The organism is Agaricicola taiwanensis (genome assembly GCF_014635245.1).
GTDB classification, from domain to species: Bacteria; Pseudomonadota; Alphaproteobacteria; order Rhizobiales; family Methylopilaceae; genus Agaricicola; species Agaricicola taiwanensis.
In genome coordinates this window covers 442,300-458,855 of the sequence record NZ_BMCP01000001.1, presented here as the reverse complement: position 1 = coordinate 458,855, position 16,556 = coordinate 442,300, and the positions used below count along the sequence as shown (strand labels likewise).

The window sequence follows — 16,556 nt, the reverse complement described above, 5'->3', positions numbered from 1 at the left end:
CTCCGCTCAAGGCTTGTAGGCAACCCACCCGCGGAAGGTCAGAGCGGCGTAAAACAGGCTCACGTCGATGAATCCTGCGGCCCTCAGTGAGGCCTCGTCCTCTTCGGGCGATAGCATCGGCAGCTCTCGTCCGATCGCGAGTGCGGCGGCTTCGGCGTTCTCACGCGGGATCCCTGATGCGGCGGCAAATGCCGCATAGCGCGACAGCCAAAGCGTTCTTTCCGCGTCCGCGCGAGGGACGCTGTGGTGCGCGACCACCAGGGGTGCACCAGGTTTCAGGCGCATCCATAGGTCCGTCAGTGTGCGCACCCGATCCTCAGGCTGCACGAAATGCAGAGTCAGAAGGCATGCGGCCGCATCGAACGGCCCTTGCGGCGCATCGTGGATGTATCCCTCGTGCAGATCGACGCGAGACAGATGCGGACCCAGCGTCCTCTCCGCCAGCTTCAACATCTCGGCTGACGGATCGACACCGCCAAAGCGCCAGGCCGGATGCGCCTCGGCGAAGACCTTCAGTTCCAGTCCCCCGCCCGCGCCCAGGACCAGAACGCGCGCCTCGTCCGGAGCCCGCTCCTCGATCAGCTGCAGGGCCATGCGTTGCAGAGCTAAAAAGCCCGGCACGAGTTTGGGAGGGTTTTCAGCGTAGCGACTGACAGCCTCAGGATCCGAAAACGGCAACATCGCTACTCCCAATGATGAAATGCAGCAGCGGCATCTTGTCTCCGGAGCCGCCGCCTCTTTCAGCTTCAGGCCATCTCACCGAGATATTTGCGGGCGAGAACCTTGCCCTCCTCCACCGCCGGCTGATCGAAGGCGTCGATCTTCATCAGCTGCGCCGCGAGCATGGTCTCCAGCATGAAATGCATGAGAAGGCCGCCCATGACGCGCTCGTCGATGGTCTCGGCAGCGATCAGGCGCGACGGGCGGTTGTTGGCGAGCAGCGTCTCATAGGTCGCCCGGGCTTCGGCATCCAAGAGGTCGCCCATGCTGCGGCTGTCGAGATACTTGAGGCGCTCGTCGCCGCCAAAAGCTGCGAGGTTCAGCTTGTCACCCACGCCCCGGCTGGGCTCCGTGATCACGGTGAAGAACTTATCCGCCGGACCGGCCAGATAAAGCTGCACCTGGCTGTGCTGGTCGACGGTGCCCATGGCACGTACAGGCGTGGTGCCCTTGCCTTCCTTGCCAAGGCTCTCGGCCCAAAGCTGGCGGAACCAGAGGCCGAATTCGGCGAGGCGGTCGACATAGGGCATCATCACGGTCGTGGTGATGCCGGCCTTCTCGGCAGCGACATTGAGGGCCGCGCCGATGATGGCATCCGATGTGCCCTCGCGGTCGGCCAAAGCTGGCTTCAGAACCTCCCAGGCGCCCGCGCGCACGGCATGGGCATCGAGGCCCGCGATCATCGCGGGCAGAAGGCCGACAATGGAAAGAACCGAGTAGCGGCCGCCGACCTTGGGATCATGCTCCAGGATGTCGGCGCCCAGGCGCTCACCGAGCTGCCGCAGGGGATTGGCGGTGGGCTCGGTGATGATGACCAGGTTCCGTCCGGCATCGCCCTTCAGACGCGGCAGCACGGTCAGAAGCTGAGACAGGGTTTCAGCCGTTGAACCGGACTTGGAGATCGCGACAATGCCAACGCGGCTCCCCTCGGTTGCCTGGAAGAAATCGGCATAGGTCACCGGATCGATGTTATCGAGGAAGTGCAGCTTCGGCGCACCCTTCTTGGGGCCGAAACCACGATCGGCCAGCGCCACCAGCGTCTTCCCGCCGAGGCTGGATCCTCCCGTGCCCAGCACCAGGACGTGATCGAAATCACGGCGCAAACGCTCCACAACGGGCTTCAGCGCATCGAGATCGTCCTTGCGCTCCGGCAGGCGCAGGAGCGGGAGTGAGCCCGTCTCATAGGCCTGGCGCAACCAATCCAGTGCGCGGGGCGCATCCCTGAGCGTGGCATCATAGGCGTCGCGGGTCAGAGGCCCGGTGAACACCTGCTGGTGGTTGTGCTTGAACGGCATATGGAAAGTCCCCTGTCATTCGGAAGGCGGGCCGGAAGCTGCCCCTTAACGTCAATGTCATCATCAACGCACGGGAACGTGAAAGGGTCCATACGGCAGAAGAAAGGCAGGCGCTTTTGATGACCGGCGCCTGCCTCGCTGCATCAGCCGATCAACAGGACCACACCGGCCAGCGCCACGGCGCTGCCCGCAAGCCGGCTGGCGACGGGCGTGCGGCCGAGGAAATAACCGAGACCGATGCCGGCGGCATGCAGCAGGGCCGTGGCCAAGGCGAAGCCGAGGCCATAGCCGAGCGCGCCTGCATCGAGCGGCATCTCGACGCCATGTGCATGGCCGTGGAAGATGGCAAAGATGCCGACTAGGCCCATGGCGAGCGCCAAGGGCCAGGGCCTGCCCAAAGCGACCGTGGCCCCGAGCACAATGACCGAACCGACGATGCCCAGTTCAACGAAGGGCACCTCGACACCGGCCATGCCAAGTGCGCCACCCACGATCATCATCCCGACGAAACTGAGCGGCACCAGCCAAAGGGCACGTCCACCCAGCATGGAGGCCAGGAGGCCGACCGTGACCATGGCGAGGATATGATCGAGGCCGCCGATGGGATGCTCAAAGCCGTGGATGAAGCCATGGGCGCCGCCGACACCGGTATGGGCCAGCGCCGGAGATGCGGTGATGGCGAGAAGGCCCGCCAGTGAAAAGGTGCGGATGTGAGACATGTCTGTTCCCCGTTTTCAGGCGGATGCGGTGAGGCCGCCGGCCTCTTCGATGAAGCGGGCAACGACATCGGTGCCGACGCCGCCGCGGATGTTGGTAAAGACGTAGGGGCGCTGGCCACGCATGCGCTTGGTGTCGTCTTCCATCACGCCGAGATCGGCGCCGACGAAGGGCGCAAGATCGATCTTGTTGACCACGAGGAGATCGGAGCGTGTGATGCCCGGGCCGCCCTTGCGCGGGATCTTCTCGCCCCCGGCAACGTCGATGACATAGATGGTGATGTCGGCGAGCTCCGGCGAAAAGGTTGCGGCCAGATTGTCGCCGCCGCTTTCGATCAGGACGACATCGAGATTGGGAAAGCGTTCGCGCATGGTGGCGACCGCCGCAAGATTGATGGACGCATCCTCCCGGATAGCCGTGTGCGGGCAGCCGCCGGTTTCCACGCCCATGATGCGCTCCACCGGCAAGGCATCGGCCACCGTGAGAAGCCGCGCATCTTCCTTGGTATAGATGTCGTTGGTGATGGCGCAGATGTCGTAGCGGTGACGCAGCGTCTTGCAGAGCGCCTCCATCAGCGCCGTCTTGCCGGAGCCGACCGGGCCGCCGATGCCCACGCGCAAGGGGCCGTTGGATTTGGACGTCATGAGCGGAACAGCCTCGTATATTGAGTTTCATGAAAGAAGGAGCCGAGATCGGCGCGAAAGGTGCAGCCTCCGACCGCATCAAGGTCCGCAGCCAGAGCTTCTGCCCCAACGGCACGGATCGTGGGGCCGAGAGCGGCAAGAACCCGGGTGCCTCCGGTCTGGCCGATGGGGGCGAGACGTACTCCTGCGGAAACGAGATTTTGCGTGACGCCGAACAAGAAGGCCTCGACGGTGGCGGCAACGGGAAGGCCATGGCGTCCGGCAGCAAGGCCGACAGCGACGGGATAGGCAATGGGTCCCGCCAGACCATCCAACCCGTCACAGGGCCAGGCGGCCTTGATGGCGGCAAGGAAGCTCGTTCCCTGCTGGCTCGTCTCAAGATGAAGCTCGGACGAGGGAGACAATGCCAGTGCAAGGTCGTTGATCTCACGCAGCACCTCAGCATCGCCGCCGGCGCGGTGGACATGAGCCAGCAGGATGGCATCGGTGCGGCCCGCGCCCAGCGTCAGGAAATCGAGCAGCCAGGGCGTGAGGCTCGCTTCGTCGGAGACATCGCCGCACTCCACCGCCCACTCCAGACCATGGGAATAGGCATAGCCGCCCACGGGAAAGGCCGGTGACAACCATGCCATCAGCGGCAGCAGATGGGGGGTGTCAGTGACCATGGCCATGTCCATGGTGGCCGCCATGATCATAGGCGCCGCGCTCCGGGCGGAAGGGCCGGGTGACGATCTCCGCGCTGCCGCCGAGGCCGCGCACCATCTCCAGAAGCACGTGGTCGTCCGCGATGTAGAGGGCATCCTCGGTGATCTCGCAGGGGATATGACGGTTACCGATGTGCCAGGCGATCCGCATCAGCCGCAGCTGGCTCCCCGTGCGGATTTCGATGAGCCTTTCCGGTGCCGCCTTGACGGCGATGAGGCGGCCGTCCTCGAGCTTGACGGCATCGCCGTCATCCAGCACCGCCGCTTCCGCCAGATCCAGCAGGAAGGCCGTGCCCGCCTCGCCCGTCAGGGCCACGCGTCGCCGATGGCGCTCGCCATGATCGAGCGTTATAGAGTCGGCTATCTTTTCCGGCTTCACCGCCACACGGCGGACGACAGAGGTGGCGCGGATCATCTGGTTTTCCTCTTCCCGTCATGTCCGGGCTTGGCTCTGATATCCAAGCGTTCCTCGTCGGAGAGACGGAGAGGCAGTAAAGTCGTGGATACCCGGCCCAAGGCCGGGCATGACGCGTCTAAAGCAACCATCATCATGTCTCCGTACCTCAGAACATGAAGTAGCGCTGCGCCATGGGCAGCACATCGGCCGGCTCGCAGACCAGAAGTTCCCCGTCCGCGCGCACATCATAGGTTTCGGCGTCCACCTCGATGTGCGGCGTGGCGCCGTTGTGGATCATGTCCTTTTTCCCGATCTTCCGCGTGTTCTCGACCGCGACCAACTCCTTCATCACGCCGAGCTTGTTCTTGATGCCATAGGCGAGAGAGGCGGCCGAGACGAAGGTGACCGAGGTGCCTGTCAGCGCGCGTCCGAAGGCCCCGAACATGGGCCTGTAATGCACCGGCTGCGGCGTCGGGATCGAAGCGTTGGGATCGCCCATGGGGGCGGCTGCGATCGCTCCGCCCTTGATCACCAGATCGGGCTTCACGCCGAAGAAGGCCGGCGTCCAGAGCACGAGATCGGCCAACTTGCCCGGCTCGATGGAGCCGATGTGCTTCGAAATGCCGTGAGCGATGGCCGGATTGATGGTGTATTTGGCGATGTAGCGCTTCACCCGCTGGTTGTCGTTGCCGCTGGCGTCTCCCGGCAGGCTCCCGCGCTGACGCTTCATCTTGTCGGCGGTCTGCCAGGTACGGATCACGACCTCACCGACGCGGCCCATGGCCTGGCTGTCCGACGACATCATGGAGAGCGCGCCGATGTCGTGGAGGATGTCCTCGGCGGCGATGGTTTCCTTGCGGATGCGGCTTTCGGCGAAGGCGAGATCTTCCGGGATGGACGGATCGAGATGGTGGCACACCATGAGCATATCGAGATGCTCGTCGATGGTGTTCACCGTGAAGGGCCGTGTCGGGTTGGTGGAGGAGGGCAGCACATTGGGCAGCCCAGCCACCTTGATGATATCCGGCGCATGGCCGCCACCGGCGCCTTCGGTGTGGAAGGCATGGATGGTGCGGCCCTTGAAGGCGGCGATGGTGTCCTCGACGAAGCCGCTCTCGTTGAGCGTGTCGGAGTGGATCATCACCTGGATGTCGTAGTCATCCGCCACCGAGAGGCAGCAGTCGATGGCAGCAGGCGTGGTGCCCCAGTCCTCATGCAGCTTCAGCGCACAGGCGCCGGCCCGGATCATCTCCTCCAGGGCGGCGGGCCGGGAGGCATTGCCCTTACCGGCGAAGGCAAGATTCATGGGAAAGGCGTCGGCCGCCTCGATCATGCGCGAGATGTGCCAGGGGCCGGGCGTGCAGGTGGTGGCGAAGGTGCCGGTCGCAGGCCCCGTGCCGCCGCCCAGCATGGTGGTGACGCCGGAATAGAGTGCCTCGTCGATCTGCTGCGGGCAGATGTAATGGATGTGGCTGTCGAAGCCGCCGGCCGTGAGGATCTTGCCCTCGCCGGCGATGACCTCCGTCCCCGGACCGACGATGATGTCGACGCCGGGCTGGATGTCGGGATTGCCGGCCTTGCCGATCCGGGCGATGCGGCCGGCTACGATGGCGACGTCACCCTTCACGATGCCCCAGTGATCGACGATGAGCGCATTGGTGATGACGGTATCCACGGCGCCTTCGGCATTGGTCACCTGTGACTGGCCCATGCCGTCACGGATCACCTTGCCGCCGCCGAATTTCACCTCTTCGCCATAGGTGGTGAAGTCCTTCTCCACCTCGATGACGAGGCTGGTATCGGCAAGGCGCACCCTGTCGCCCGTGGTGGGGCCGAACATGTCGGCATAGGCGGCGCGGGGGAGCGAGGCTCGGGTCATACGCTGGCGCCGTCGTATGGCGTTGGGCTCAACTTTGAGGGATCAACGCCATCAAGGCAACGCACGTTGATGGCCATCATGGTCTTGCCATCCGGTGCCGTGCCGCGCGCGAAGGATTCCACGCCGCAGGTGGAGCAGAAGCGATGATGGATCTTGCCCGTGTTGAAAAGATATTCGGTCGTGGCGCCCTCGCCCTGTTTAAGATCGAAGGCCTGTTCAGGAGCGAAGGCGAGCACAAGGCCGAGCCGGCCGCACCGCGAGCAATTGCAGGTAATCGTGTGATCGAGGTCGACATCCACTTCGTAGCGCACGGCGCCACACTGGCAGCTACCCGTATAATGTTGCGTGGTCATCAGAGTTTCCCCATTACATCGCCGCGGAAGCCATAGACCTCCCGCTTGCCGGAAAGAGGCACCAGCGTAACGTCACGGGTGGCGCCGGGTTCGAAGCGCACGGCCGTGCCGGGCGCAATGTCGAGGCGGAAGCCGCGCGCCCGATCGCGTTCGAACGAGAGGGCCGCGTTGGTTTCGAAAAAGTGGTAGTGGCTGCCGACCTGGATCGGCCGGTCGCCTGTGTTGGCCACCGTCAGCGTCACGCGCTCGGCGCCCTCGTTGAACGTGATCTCGCCTTCCGCCGCCGTCACTTCGCCGGGCACCTCCTTCGACGGGGCTCCCCGGATGGGATGATGTACGGTGACAAGCTTGGTGCCATCGGGAAAGGTCGCCTCCACCTGGATGTCATGGATCATCTCGGCGATGCCCTCCATGACCTGATCCGCGCTCAGCACATTGGCGCCCGCCTCCATGAGATCCGCCACCGAGCGGCCATCGCGCGCGCCCTCCACCACCGTGTCGGTGATGAGCGCGACCGCTTCCGGGTGATTGAGCTTCACGCCGCGTTCGAGCCTGCGGCGGGCGACCATGGCCGCCATGGCCACCAGAAGCTTGTCCTTCTCGCGAGGGGTCAGATTCATGCGGGCCTCTTCATTTCAGGTCTGCCAGACGCGGGGCATGGATTGGCTGCGCAAACGGGTGACGAAATGGACCACATGGCGGCGCAGCTCGGCAATGGTGGGCGACAGAAAGCGGGCGATCAGCATGCCGTTCCAGGCTGTCGCCGCCGCGGCGGGTGCCGCCTGCTCGAGGATCGCACGCGTCTCCTCCAGACGGCCCTCCGCATCGGGAGCGACATAAAGCACGGTCGCCATCGCCTTGGCGCCGGCGGCGACGGAAGGGCGGGCCAGCCACTCCGAGATGGGACCTGTGAACCGAAGGGTGTCGGCATAAAGGAGACGGCCGCCGCGCCGGATCCGCCAGCGGTCCTCAAAGTGGCCGGTTGTCACTTGTTCCTCGGCGAAGGCGGCGCGGCCAAAGACGGTCAGCTCGGCCATCAGGAACCGGCTCGTCGGATCAAGGTCGACATCGAATGAACGCTTCAGACGCGCCTCGTTGAAGAGGATGGTTTCTTGCGGCAGCCATGCAAGGCTCGCATCTTCCGCCACCGTCATGCCGACGGCCATCCGGGCGAGCGGCCCCTCGGAGCGATAGACCTTCTCGGCCCCCGGCGTCGTGACCGTGAGTTGGGCGCCCGGTCTCACCTCGAAATCCATGTCGTAGCGGTCACCGCTGGCGATGCCGCCGCCGGTGTTGATGAGCACCGCCTCGAGCCCGTCCCCGCCGATGCGCGGCAGGCGCAGCCGCGATGGTCCGCTTTCATGGAGCTGCGCCACGCGGGTCACGCTGCCGAACCTCTGGACCGTGAGTGCGATACGACCATGGGAGCGCTGGCGCCGGGACAGATCCTCAGAGGGCCAGACGCTGACGTACATCATCACCTTCAAGGGCCGCGCGATCGCCGCTGGCGATCACCTCGCCACGTTCCATGACGATGAAGCGATCGGCCAGTTCACGGGCGAAATCGAAATATTGCTCCACCAGCACGATGGCCATATCGCCCTTGTCGCGCAAGTAGGTGATGGCGCGGCCGATGTCCTTGATGATGGAGGGCTGAATGCCCTCCGTGGGTTCATCGAGCACGAGAAGCCTGGGCCGGGTGACCAGCGCGCGGCCGATGGCCAGTTGCTGCTGCTGACCGCCTGAGAGATCACCGCCCCGCCGCGACAGCATGGATTTCAGGACGGGGAAAAGTTCGAAGATTTCATCAGGAATGCTGCGCTTGCCGCGCGGCAGCGGCGCATAGCCGGTCTCCAGGTTCTCCTTCACCGTGAGGAGCGGAAAGATCTCACGCCCCTGCGGGACATAGGCGACGCCGAGCCGCGCCCGTTCGAAGGATTTAAGCCGGCTGATGTCGCGGCCATCGAGCGAGATCTCGCCGCTTGAGATCGGACGATGGCCGACGATGGCCCGCAGGAGCGAGGTCTTGCCGACACCATTGCGGCCGAGGACGCAGGTGACCTCTCCGGGCCTCGCCTCCAGGCCGACGCCGCGGAGCGCCTGCGCGGCGCCGTAGTGAAGATCGAGGGTGCGGACGTTCAGCATCCTAAGGCCTTTCCATCTCCGTCATGATCGGCCTTGTGCCGATCATTCACGAATTCCTTTTCCGGCGGCTCACGCCGCGAAGGCGTGGATGCCCGCCACAAGGGCGAGCATGACGGCCGTAATTCGCGCGCCGACTTGCTCACCGCCCCAGATAGACTTCTATGACGCGTTCGTTGGAGCTCACCGCATCGAGCGGGCCCTCCGCCAGCACCGAGCCCTCATGGAGGCAGGTGACCTTCACGCCGAGATCCCGCACGAAGACCATGTCATGCTCCACCACGACCACCGAGCGCGTCTGCGCGATCTCGCGCAGGAGATCGGCGGTGTCGGCGGTTTCCTGGTCGGTCATGCCGGCGGCGGGCTCATCGACGAGGAGCAGCTTCGGCTCCTGTGCCAACAGCATGCCGATCTCCAGCCATTGTTTCTGGCCATGGCTGAGGTTGCCGGCCTTGCGGTGGCGGTGATCCTTGAGGCGCACTCGCTCCAGCAGTTCGTCGACGCGCTCCTTGCGCGCCGAAGTCAGCTTCTCCAACAGCGAGGCGAGCGGGCGCCGGTCGGATTTCAACGCCAGCAGGATGTTGTCCTCGACCGTGAGCATGTCGAAGACCGTCGGGGTCTGGAACTTGCGGCCGATGCCGAGTTCGGCAATGCCGGCCTCATCGATCCGGGTCAGATCATGATGGCCGTCGAACATGACCTCGCCCGTGTCGGGACGCGTCTTTCCCGTGATGACGTCCATCATGGTGGTCTTGCCGGCGCCATTGGGGCCGATGATGGCCCGCATCTCGGCATGCTCGATCACGAGGGACAGGCTGTTGAGGGCGCGGAACCCGTCAAAGGTGACGGAGACATCATCGAGGTAGAGCAGGGCCGGCGTAACGGAGGCATCCATGGCAGTCACTCCGCGGGATGCGCCACGGCGGCGCCATCAGGTTCGGGTGCGGGCTTCGCCGCCTTCGGGTGGCCGAGATAGTCCTGCAGCGTGCCAAGAATGCCCTTGGGCAGGAACAGCGTGACCACCACGAAGAGCGCGCCGAGAGCAAAAAGCCAGAATTCGGGTATGGCGCCGGTGAACCAACTCTTGCCGACGTTCACGACCAAAGCGCCAAGGGCGGCGCCGACAAGCGTGCCGCGGCCGCCGACGGCGACCCAGATGACCGCTTCGATGGAATTGGCGGGCGCGAATTCGCTGGGATTGATGATGCCGACCTGCGGCACGTAGAGCGCGCCGGCGAGGCCGGCCAGCATGGCCGAGAGGACGAAGACCGCGAGCTTGTAGTTCTCCACCCGGTAACCGAGGAAGCGCGTGCGGCTTTCGGCGTCCCGTACCGCGACCAGAACCTTGCCGAGCTTGGAGGTGACGACATAGCGGCAGAGGAGATAGCCGAGCCCGAGCGCCGCCGCCGAAAGCGCGAACAGCACCGCCCGCGTTTCGCCCGCCTGGACCGAGAAGCCGAGGATGTCCTTGAAGTCGGTCAGGCCGTTGTTGCCGCCGAAGCCCATGTCGTTGCGGAAGAAGGCCAGCATCAGCGCGAAGGTCATGGCTTGGGTGATGATGGAGAGATAGACGCCGGTGACGCGGCTGCGGAAGGCGAACCAGCCGAACACGAAGGCGAGCACGCCCGGCACCAGCAGCACCATGACCATGGCGAAGAGGAAGCTGTCGAAGCCCAGCCAGAACCACGGAAGATCCTGAAAGTTCAGGAACACCATGAAGTCAGGCAGGATCGGATGGCCGTAGACACCGCGCGGTCCGATCTGGCGCATGAGATACATGCCCATGGCGTAGCCGCCGAGGGCGAAGAAGGCGCCATGGCCGAGCGAGAGGATGCCGCAGTAGCCCCAGATCAGGTCGATGGAGATCGCCAGCAGGGCAAAGCAGAGATACTTGCCGATGAGCGGCAGAAGATAATCCGGGATGTGGAAGGCGGATCCCGGCTCGATCGCCAGGTTGCAGAAGGGCACGATCACGGCCGCTGCCGCAAGGACTGCGATAAAGACCGCGCCATAGCGATCGATGAGTTTCACAGTCAGCATGTCACGCCTCCACCGCGCGGCCCTTCAGGGCAAACAGGCCTCTCGGCCGCTTCTGGATGAAGAGGATGATGGCAACGAGCAGGATGATCTTGCCGAGAACGGCGCCGGCATAGGGCTCCAGGAACTTGTTGGCGACGCCAAGTGTCAGCGCGCCGACGAGGGTGCCCCAGAGATTTCCGACGCCGCCGAAGACCACCACCATGAAGCTGTCGATGATGTAGCCTTGGCCGAGGTTGGGGCTGACGTTGTCGATCTGGCTGAGGGCGACGCCCGCAATGCCGGCAACGCCCGAGCCAAGACCGAACGTCATGGCGTCGACAAAGTCGGTGCGGATGCCCATGGAGGAGGCCATGCGGCGGTTCTGGGTGACGGCGCGGACCTGGAGGCCCAGGGTGGTCTTCTTCAGCACGAGCAGCAGCGCCGCGAAGACCAGCATCGCGAAGATGACGATGGCGACGCGGTTGTAGGTGAGGCTGAGGCCGCCGAGCTGGAAGGCGCCGCTCATCCAGTCCGGCGTGCCCACCTCGCGGTTGGAGGGGCCGAAGATGGTGCGCACCGCCTGTTGCAAGATCAGCGAGATGCCCCAGGTGGCCAGCAGCGTTTCCAGCGGGCGGCCATAGAGGAAGCGGATGACGCCGCGCTCGATGGCGACGCCCACGGCGCCGGAGACGAGGAAGGCGAGTGGAATGGCGAAGAAAAGGGAGGAGCCAAAGAGCTGCGGCGCGTGATCGCGGATCAGGTCCTGCACCACGTAGGTGGTGTAGGCGCCGATCATGACCATCTCGCCATGGGCCATGTTGATGACGCCCATGACGCCGAAGGTGATGGCGAGCCCAATGGCAGCCAGCAGCAGGACCGAGCCCAGGCTGATGCCGTAGGTGACGTTCTGCATGGCGTTCCAGAAGGCGAGCGAGCGCTCGATGCCGGCGATGCCTTCTTCCGCGGCGGTGCGCAGGGCCTGCGGCGCGTCTGCCTGCACCGAACGGAGGAGAGCTGCAGCATCGGGGTTGGCTTCGGCCGCGATGAGCTCGACCGCCGCGATGCGTTCAGCTTCCGGCGCGTCCTTTGCGGCCACGATGATGGCGGCACGCGCGGTTTGGAGAGCGGCCCTGGCACCGTTGTCGGTTTCCCTGGCCAGCGCCGCATCGACCGCCGGCAGGGCGGCCGGATCACGCGACCGCTGCACGGCACGGGCGGCAGCAATGCGGCGTGCGGGCGACGGCGCCTGCAGCGTCACCGCACCCAGCGCGGCTTGGACCGAGCGACGGAGCCGGTTGTTGAGGCGCACGACCTTCAGTTTGGCCGCGTCCACGCTTGCGGAAGCGCCGGTGCGTGCGTCGGTGAAAGCCCCAGCCTTGCCCTCGATGAAGAGAGCTTTGTCGTCGTTGCGGACCATCAGCTTGCCGGCCGACAGCGCGGCCAGAATGGCCTCGGCGCTGTCATGTCCCGACGAGACGAGGATATCGATGCCCTTCTGCGTGTCGTCGAAACCGTCCGCCGCGAAAGCCGCGAGCGCATCGTCAACCGGTTCGGCATGGACAGACGGCGCCAAGGCGAGCACCACAAGGCCCGCCAAGGCGCAGAACCTGACGGAACGGCCCAGGGCGCGGGTGAGATGGTGAAAAGCTCGGAACGACAGCAGCGACATGGAAACCTGTTTGGCGCGATGGGGAAGTGTCGGACGGCGGCGTCCCCCGGTCAGCCGCCGTCCGCAGGACCGGCAGGTGGAGAGCTGGGCACCGGAAGGAGCGCCTCCTTCCGGACCCAGCTCAGGCGATCAGCTTGCCTGACCGCCGCACTTGCCGGTTTTGGTGTTGAAGTTGCCGCACTTTTTGGAGACCCAATCGGCTTCCAGGTCCTTGGAACCCTCGAGGAAGTCGGACCAGGCGTCGCCGGGCACCAGGTCATCGGTGTTCCAGACCACGTCGAACTGACCTTCGGCGTTCACCTCGCCGATGAAGACAGGCTTGGTGATGTGGTGGTTCGGCAGCATTTCGCTGGTCCCGCCGGTCAGGTTCGGAACCTTGATGCCGACGATGGCGTCGATGACCTTGTCGGTGTCGGTGGTGCCGGCCTTCTCGACCGCCTTCACCCACATGTTGAAGCCGATGACGTGGGCTTCCATGGGATCGTTGGTCACGCGCTCGGAGTTCTTGGTATAGGCCTGCCATTCCTTGATGAAAGCTTCATTGGCGGGCGTGTCGATCGATTGAAAGTAGTTCCAGGCGGCGAGATGGCCGACCAGCGGACCGGTATCAATGCCAGCGAGCTCTTCCTCACCGACGGAGAAGGCCACGACCGGAATATCGGTCGCCTTCACGCCCTGGTTGGCCAATTCCTTATAGAAGGGCACGTTGGCGTCACCGTTGATGGTGGAGACGACAGCGGTCTTCTTGCCTGATGAACCAAACTTCTTGATGTCGGACACGATCGTCTGCCAGTCGGAATGACCGAAGGGCGTGTAGTTGATCATGATGTCCTCGTCCTTGACGCCCTTACCCTTCAGGTAGGCTTCGAGGATCTTGTTGGTCGTGCGCGGATAGACATAATCGGTGCCGGCCAGCACCCAGCGCTCCACGCCCTCTTCCTTCTCAAGATAATCCACCGCCGGGATCGCCTGCTGGTTGGGGGCGGCACCGGTGTAGAACACGTTCTTCTCGCTTTCCTCACCCTCGTACTGGACGGGGTAGAAGAGGATCGAGTTGAGCTCCTTGAACACGGGCAGGACGGACTTGCGGGACACCGAGGTCCAGCAGCCGAAGACCGCCGCGACATTTTCCTGCGCGATCAGCTCGCGGGCCTTTTCCGCGAACAGCGGCCAGTTGGACGCGGGATCGACAACGACAGCCTCGAGTTTCTTGCCCAGGAGGCCGCCCTTCTTGTTCTGCTCGTCGATGAGCATGAGCATGACGTCCTTCAGCGTGGTTTCGCTGATAGCCATGGTGCCGGAGAGCGAGTGCAGGACGCCGACCTTGATGGTTTCCTGCGCGGAGGCCGCGGTTACCGATCCCGCGACGAGCGCCGCCGCCGCGAACGTGCTGATGCCTTTCGCTGCTTTTGCAAATGTCGATAGCATTGATGCCTCTCTGATCCCTGGGGCGGCTTTCTGCCGGTCCCGCAGGGCCTTCTCAGCAAGGCTCGTGCCAATCCCTTTCAGGACTGATTCATCGACTCATTTTTTGGCAGACCGTTATCTGCACGGTCTGCAACTGCCCAGTCCCTGGGCAGTTGCACAATTTCAGGCATTGTTGCATTCAAGCCGAGCACATCAGGCGACAGCTCGCGGCATCTCCACCATGAACGGCTTGATCACCGGCGCGCTGTCGCCGAGCGCCATCAGCATGTTGCCCTCGGGAACCATCCTCCAGTTGCCGGGGCTTTCGTCCAGCGGCTCCGACACGACAATCAAGGCGCCGTCGATCTGTTTCCAATAGAGGGTCGGCGACTTCAGATCGGTGGACCAGCGAAATGCCCAGATGTCGCGTCCATCAGCCATCACCGCGGCGAAGCGCAAGGCTTGCGTTATGCCTGCCGCCTGCATCAGCCTGACGATCTCCGACAACACGCGGCCCATGGCTCCGGCAGGATCCTTGGCCGCGTGTTGTGCCAGCGCCGCCAGGAAGATCGCCTCGCTGTCGGTCGTGCCCTGGCGATCGTTATAGAGCTCGTCCGGGATCATGGCCTCGATGGACCGACGCAGCCTGGACCATCCGCCGATCTGGCCGTTATGCATGAACATGAACCGGCCATGCGAGAATGGATGGCAATTGGCGCGACTGGTGGCGGTGCCGGTGGCGGCGCGGATATGCGCGAAGAAGAGTTTGGACCGGATCTGCCGTGCCAGATGCGACAGGTTTTCATCGCCCCATGCTGGGCGCAGCTCCTTGTAAAGGCCAGGCTCATGATGTTCGCCATACCAGCCCACGCCAAAGCCGTCGCCATTGGTCTCGGTCTTGGCTTCCAAGGCATGAAGGCTTTGATGGATGAGTGAGTGGCTCGGCTCAGTGATGACGCTGGACAGCAACACAGGCTGCCCACGATAGGCGACCCAACGGCACATTAAGTATTCCCCCGAATGCGAAATTGCGATTTGCGAAGCTATGCAAAATCCGTGCGATTTTACATCATTTTATCGGAGATGCGAACAGCCCGGCTGCTAACTCCTTGAAGACCACGACGAATTCCATTACCCCACCCCCTGGGGTACGGATCGCGCATTGGTGGGAACGCAAGAGGGGCAATCATGATGCGGTTTATTTCGGCATTTCTCACGGCGCTGCTCATATCCGCGCCGGCCATGGCCGCACCTGCAGGCCACGGTGTGGATGGATCGCAGCTTTCGCTCGCATGGATCCTGCCCTTCGTCGGCATCCTGTTGTCCATCGCCATCTTCCCCCTGGCGGCACCGCATGTCTGGCATCACCATTTCGGCAAGATCGCCCTTTTCTGGGCCGCCGCCTTCGCGGTGCCCTTCGCGCTCACCTACGGGTTCGAGCTCGCGCTCTATGAGATCGTGCACATCATCCTGGTGGACTATGTGCCCTTCATCATCCTGCTGTTCGCCCTCTTCACGGTTGCGGGCGGCATCCTGGTCGCGGGCAATCTGCACGGCAGCCCTGCCACCAATACGGTGATCCTCGCCATCGGCACGGTGCTGGCCTCGCTGATCGGAACCACCGGCGCCTCCATGGTGCTGATCCGGCCGCTGCTGCGCGCCAACGACGATCGTCGCTATCAGGCGCATACGGTCGTCTTCTTCATTTTCCTGGTCTCGAATATCGGTGGCTCTCTGACGCCTCTCGGCGATCCCCCGCTGTTCCTCGGCTTCCTGCGCGGCGTCGACTTCTTCTGGACCACGCAGCATCTGTCCATGGAGACCGGCTTCCTCGCGCTGATCCTGCTGCCGGTGTTCTTCCTGATCGATACCTACTTCTACAGAAAGGAAGAGAATCTGCCGCGTCCGTCCGACCCGACGCCGGACAGCCGCCTGCGGCTTCTTGGTCTGCAGAACCTGCCGCTGCTGCTCGTCATCATCGGCGCCATCCTGATGAGCGCCTATTGGCAGCCGGGCGTGACCTTCAACGTCTATGGCACCGAGGTCGCCCTGCAGAATATCGCGCGCGACGTGATCCTCATTCTGGCGGCGCTGGCCTCGCTCTGGATCACCTCCACCGAACTGCGCGAGCAGAACGGCTTTAACTGGGAGCCGATCAAGGAGGTCGCCAAGCTCTTCGTCGGCATCTTCATCTGCATCATCCCGGCCCTGGCGATCCTCAAGGCCGGCTCCACCGGCGCCCTGGCGCCGCTCGTCGCCCTTGTCACCAACGAAGCCGGACAGCCGCGCGACGAGATGTATTTCTGGATGACAGGCCTGTTGTCGGGCGTGCTCGACAACGCCCCGACCTACCTCGTCTTCTTCAATCTCGCCGGGGGCGATCCGCAGGTCCTGATGTACACGCTGACTTCGACGCTGCAGGCGATTTCCGGCGGTGCCGTGTTCATGGGCGCCCTCACCTACATCGGCAATGCGCCCAACTTCATGGTGCGCTCGATCGCGGAGAACCGGGGCGTCAAGATGCCCAGTTTCTTTGGCTACATGGCCTGGTCGGGAGCGATCCTGATCCCGTCCTTCGCGCTCCTGACCTGGGTGTTCTTCCTCTAAGAG

At 64.0% G+C, this 16,556-nt stretch carries 17 protein-coding genes; 1 reads left to right on the top strand and 16 read right to left on the bottom strand.

Going from position 1 to position 16,556, the window contains the following annotated elements; translation table 11 throughout:
- Positions 1-6: 6 nt before the first annotated feature.
- The 16 genes from IEV58_RS02205 to IEV58_RS02130 form a co-directional block, all read right to left on the bottom strand.
- Complete coding sequence (locus IEV58_RS02205) at positions 7-681, bottom strand: class I SAM-dependent methyltransferase (protein ID WP_188408061.1); 675 nt, start codon at positions 679-681, stop codon at positions 7-9.
- A gap of 65 nt (positions 682-746) precedes the next feature.
- Positions 747-2,015 carry a phosphoglucose isomerase-related protein gene (locus IEV58_RS02200; RefSeq protein WP_188408060.1) on the bottom strand — a complete coding sequence of 423 codons (1,269 nt, stop codon included), beginning with the start codon at positions 2,013-2,015 and terminating at the stop codon, positions 747-749.
- A 143-nt stretch (positions 2,016-2,158) separates the two neighbouring features.
- Positions 2,159-2,734, bottom strand: coding sequence for a HupE/UreJ family protein (locus IEV58_RS02195; RefSeq protein WP_188408059.1), 576 nt, complete (start codon positions 2,732-2,734; stop codon positions 2,159-2,161).
- 15 nt (positions 2,735-2,749) lie between these two features.
- Entirely contained in the window at positions 2,750-3,376 is a 627-nt protein-coding gene (ureG, locus tag IEV58_RS02190; RefSeq protein ID WP_188408058.1) for an urease accessory protein UreG, read from the bottom strand.
- On the bottom strand, positions 3,373-4,041 hold the full coding sequence (locus IEV58_RS02185) for an urease accessory protein UreF (protein WP_229729131.1): 669 nt from the start codon (positions 4,039-4,041) through the stop codon (positions 3,373-3,375). Before IEV58_RS02185 ends, ureG begins: the two co-directional genes overlap by 4 nt.
- Positions 4,031-4,495, bottom strand: a complete 465-nt coding sequence (locus tag IEV58_RS02180; RefSeq protein WP_188408056.1) for an urease accessory protein UreE — start codon at positions 4,493-4,495, stop codon at positions 4,031-4,033. The genes IEV58_RS02185 and IEV58_RS02180 overlap by 11 nt, the downstream gene beginning before the upstream one ends.
- 148 nt (positions 4,496-4,643) lie before the next feature.
- Positions 4,644-6,356, bottom strand: a complete 1,713-nt coding sequence (ureC, locus tag IEV58_RS02175) for an urease subunit alpha (protein WP_188408055.1) — start codon at positions 6,354-6,356, stop codon at positions 4,644-4,646.
- A complete protein-coding gene (locus IEV58_RS02170; RefSeq protein ID WP_188408054.1) occupies positions 6,353-6,709 on the bottom strand; it encodes a GFA family protein in 357 nt (118 codons plus the stop codon). Before IEV58_RS02170 ends, ureC begins: the two co-directional genes overlap by 4 nt.
- Positions 6,709-7,329 carry an urease subunit gamma gene (locus IEV58_RS02165; RefSeq protein ID WP_188408053.1) on the bottom strand — a complete coding sequence of 207 codons (621 nt, stop codon included), beginning with the start codon at positions 7,327-7,329 and terminating at the stop codon, positions 6,709-6,711. The genes IEV58_RS02170 and IEV58_RS02165 overlap by 1 nt, the downstream gene beginning before the upstream one ends.
- A gap of 15 nt (positions 7,330-7,344) precedes the next feature.
- Entirely contained in the window at positions 7,345-8,187 is an 843-nt protein-coding gene (locus tag IEV58_RS02160) for an urease accessory protein UreD (RefSeq protein ID WP_229729130.1), read from the bottom strand.
- Positions 8,159-8,854 (bottom strand): urea ABC transporter ATP-binding subunit UrtE, encoded by a 696-nt coding sequence (gene urtE / locus IEV58_RS02155; RefSeq protein ID WP_188408052.1) that lies wholly within the window; start codon positions 8,852-8,854, stop codon positions 8,159-8,161. The genes IEV58_RS02160 and urtE overlap by 29 nt, the downstream gene beginning before the upstream one ends.
- Positions 8,855-8,993: 139 nt before the next feature.
- Positions 8,994-9,746 (bottom strand): urea ABC transporter ATP-binding protein UrtD, encoded by a 753-nt coding sequence (gene urtD / locus IEV58_RS02150; protein ID WP_188408051.1) that lies wholly within the window; start codon positions 9,744-9,746, stop codon positions 8,994-8,996.
- 5 nt (positions 9,747-9,751) lie between these two features.
- Positions 9,752-10,891: an urea ABC transporter permease subunit UrtC gene (gene urtC, locus IEV58_RS02145; protein ID WP_188408050.1), complete on the bottom strand. Its 1,140-nt coding sequence runs from the start codon at positions 10,889-10,891 to the stop codon at positions 9,752-9,754.
- Position 10,892: 1 nt separating this feature from the next.
- Positions 10,893-12,539 carry an urea ABC transporter permease subunit UrtB gene (gene urtB, locus IEV58_RS02140; RefSeq protein ID WP_188408049.1) on the bottom strand — a complete coding sequence of 549 codons (1,647 nt, stop codon included), beginning with the start codon at positions 12,537-12,539 and terminating at the stop codon, positions 10,893-10,895.
- 129 nt (positions 12,540-12,668) lie between these two features.
- Positions 12,669-13,967 carry an urea ABC transporter substrate-binding protein gene (gene urtA, locus IEV58_RS02135; protein WP_188408048.1) on the bottom strand — a complete coding sequence of 433 codons (1,299 nt, stop codon included), beginning with the start codon at positions 13,965-13,967 and terminating at the stop codon, positions 12,669-12,671.
- Between the two features lie 192 nt (positions 13,968-14,159).
- A complete protein-coding gene (locus tag IEV58_RS02130) occupies positions 14,160-14,918 on the bottom strand; it encodes a class II glutamine amidotransferase (protein WP_229729129.1) in 759 nt (252 codons plus the stop codon).
- A gap of 216 nt (positions 14,919-15,134) precedes the next feature.
- Between IEV58_RS02130 and IEV58_RS02125 the strand changes: the two genes are divergently transcribed.
- Positions 15,135-16,553: a sodium:proton antiporter gene (locus tag IEV58_RS02125; RefSeq protein WP_229729128.1), complete on the top strand. Its 1,419-nt coding sequence runs from the start codon at positions 15,135-15,137 to the stop codon at positions 16,551-16,553.
- Positions 16,554-16,556 lie beyond the last annotated feature (3 nt).

Coding starts and splice junctions, on each gene's coding strand:
- urtA (WP_188408048.1), bottom strand. CDS start 13,967: ATGCTATCGACATTTGCAAAAGCAGCGAAAGGCATCAGCACGTTCGCG.
- IEV58_RS02195 (WP_188408059.1), bottom strand. CDS start 2,734: ATGTCTCACATCCGCACCTTTTCACTGGCGGGCCTTCTCGCCATCACC.
- ureC (WP_188408055.1), bottom strand. CDS start 6,356: ATGACCCGAGCCTCGCTCCCCCGCGCCGCCTATGCCGACATGTTCGGC.
- IEV58_RS02125 (WP_229729128.1), top strand. CDS start 15,135: ATGATGCGGTTTATTTCGGCATTTCTCACGGCGCTGCTCATATCCGCG.
- urtD (WP_188408051.1), bottom strand. CDS start 9,746: ATGGATGCCTCCGTTACGCCGGCCCTGCTCTACCTCGATGATGTCTCC.
- ureG (WP_188408058.1), bottom strand. CDS start 3,376: ATGACGTCCAAATCCAACGGCCCCTTGCGCGTGGGCATCGGCGGCCCG.
- IEV58_RS02160 (WP_229729130.1), bottom strand. CDS start 8,187: ATGATGTACGTCAGCGTCTGGCCCTCTGAGGATCTGTCCCGGCGCCAG.
- IEV58_RS02185 (WP_229729131.1), bottom strand. CDS start 4,041: ATGGTCACTGACACCCCCCATCTGCTGCCGCTGATGGCATGGTTGTCA.
- IEV58_RS02200 (WP_188408060.1), bottom strand. CDS start 2,015: ATGCCGTTCAAGCACAACCACCAGCAGGTGTTCACCGGGCCTCTGACC.
- IEV58_RS02165 (WP_188408053.1), bottom strand. CDS start 7,329: ATGAATCTGACCCCTCGCGAGAAGGACAAGCTTCTGGTGGCCATGGCG.
- IEV58_RS02170 (WP_188408054.1), bottom strand. CDS start 6,709: ATGACCACGCAACATTATACGGGTAGCTGCCAGTGTGGCGCCGTGCGC.
- urtC (WP_188408050.1), bottom strand. CDS start 10,891: ATGCTGACTGTGAAACTCATCGATCGCTATGGCGCGGTCTTTATCGCA.
- urtE (WP_188408052.1), bottom strand. CDS start 8,854: ATGCTGAACGTCCGCACCCTCGATCTTCACTACGGCGCCGCGCAGGCG.
- IEV58_RS02205 (WP_188408061.1), bottom strand. CDS start 681: ATGTTGCCGTTTTCGGATCCTGAGGCTGTCAGTCGCTACGCTGAAAAC.
- IEV58_RS02180 (WP_188408056.1), bottom strand. CDS start 4,495: ATGATCCGCGCCACCTCTGTCGTCCGCCGTGTGGCGGTGAAGCCGGAA.
- urtB (WP_188408049.1), bottom strand. CDS start 12,539: ATGTCGCTGCTGTCGTTCCGAGCTTTTCACCATCTCACCCGCGCCCTG.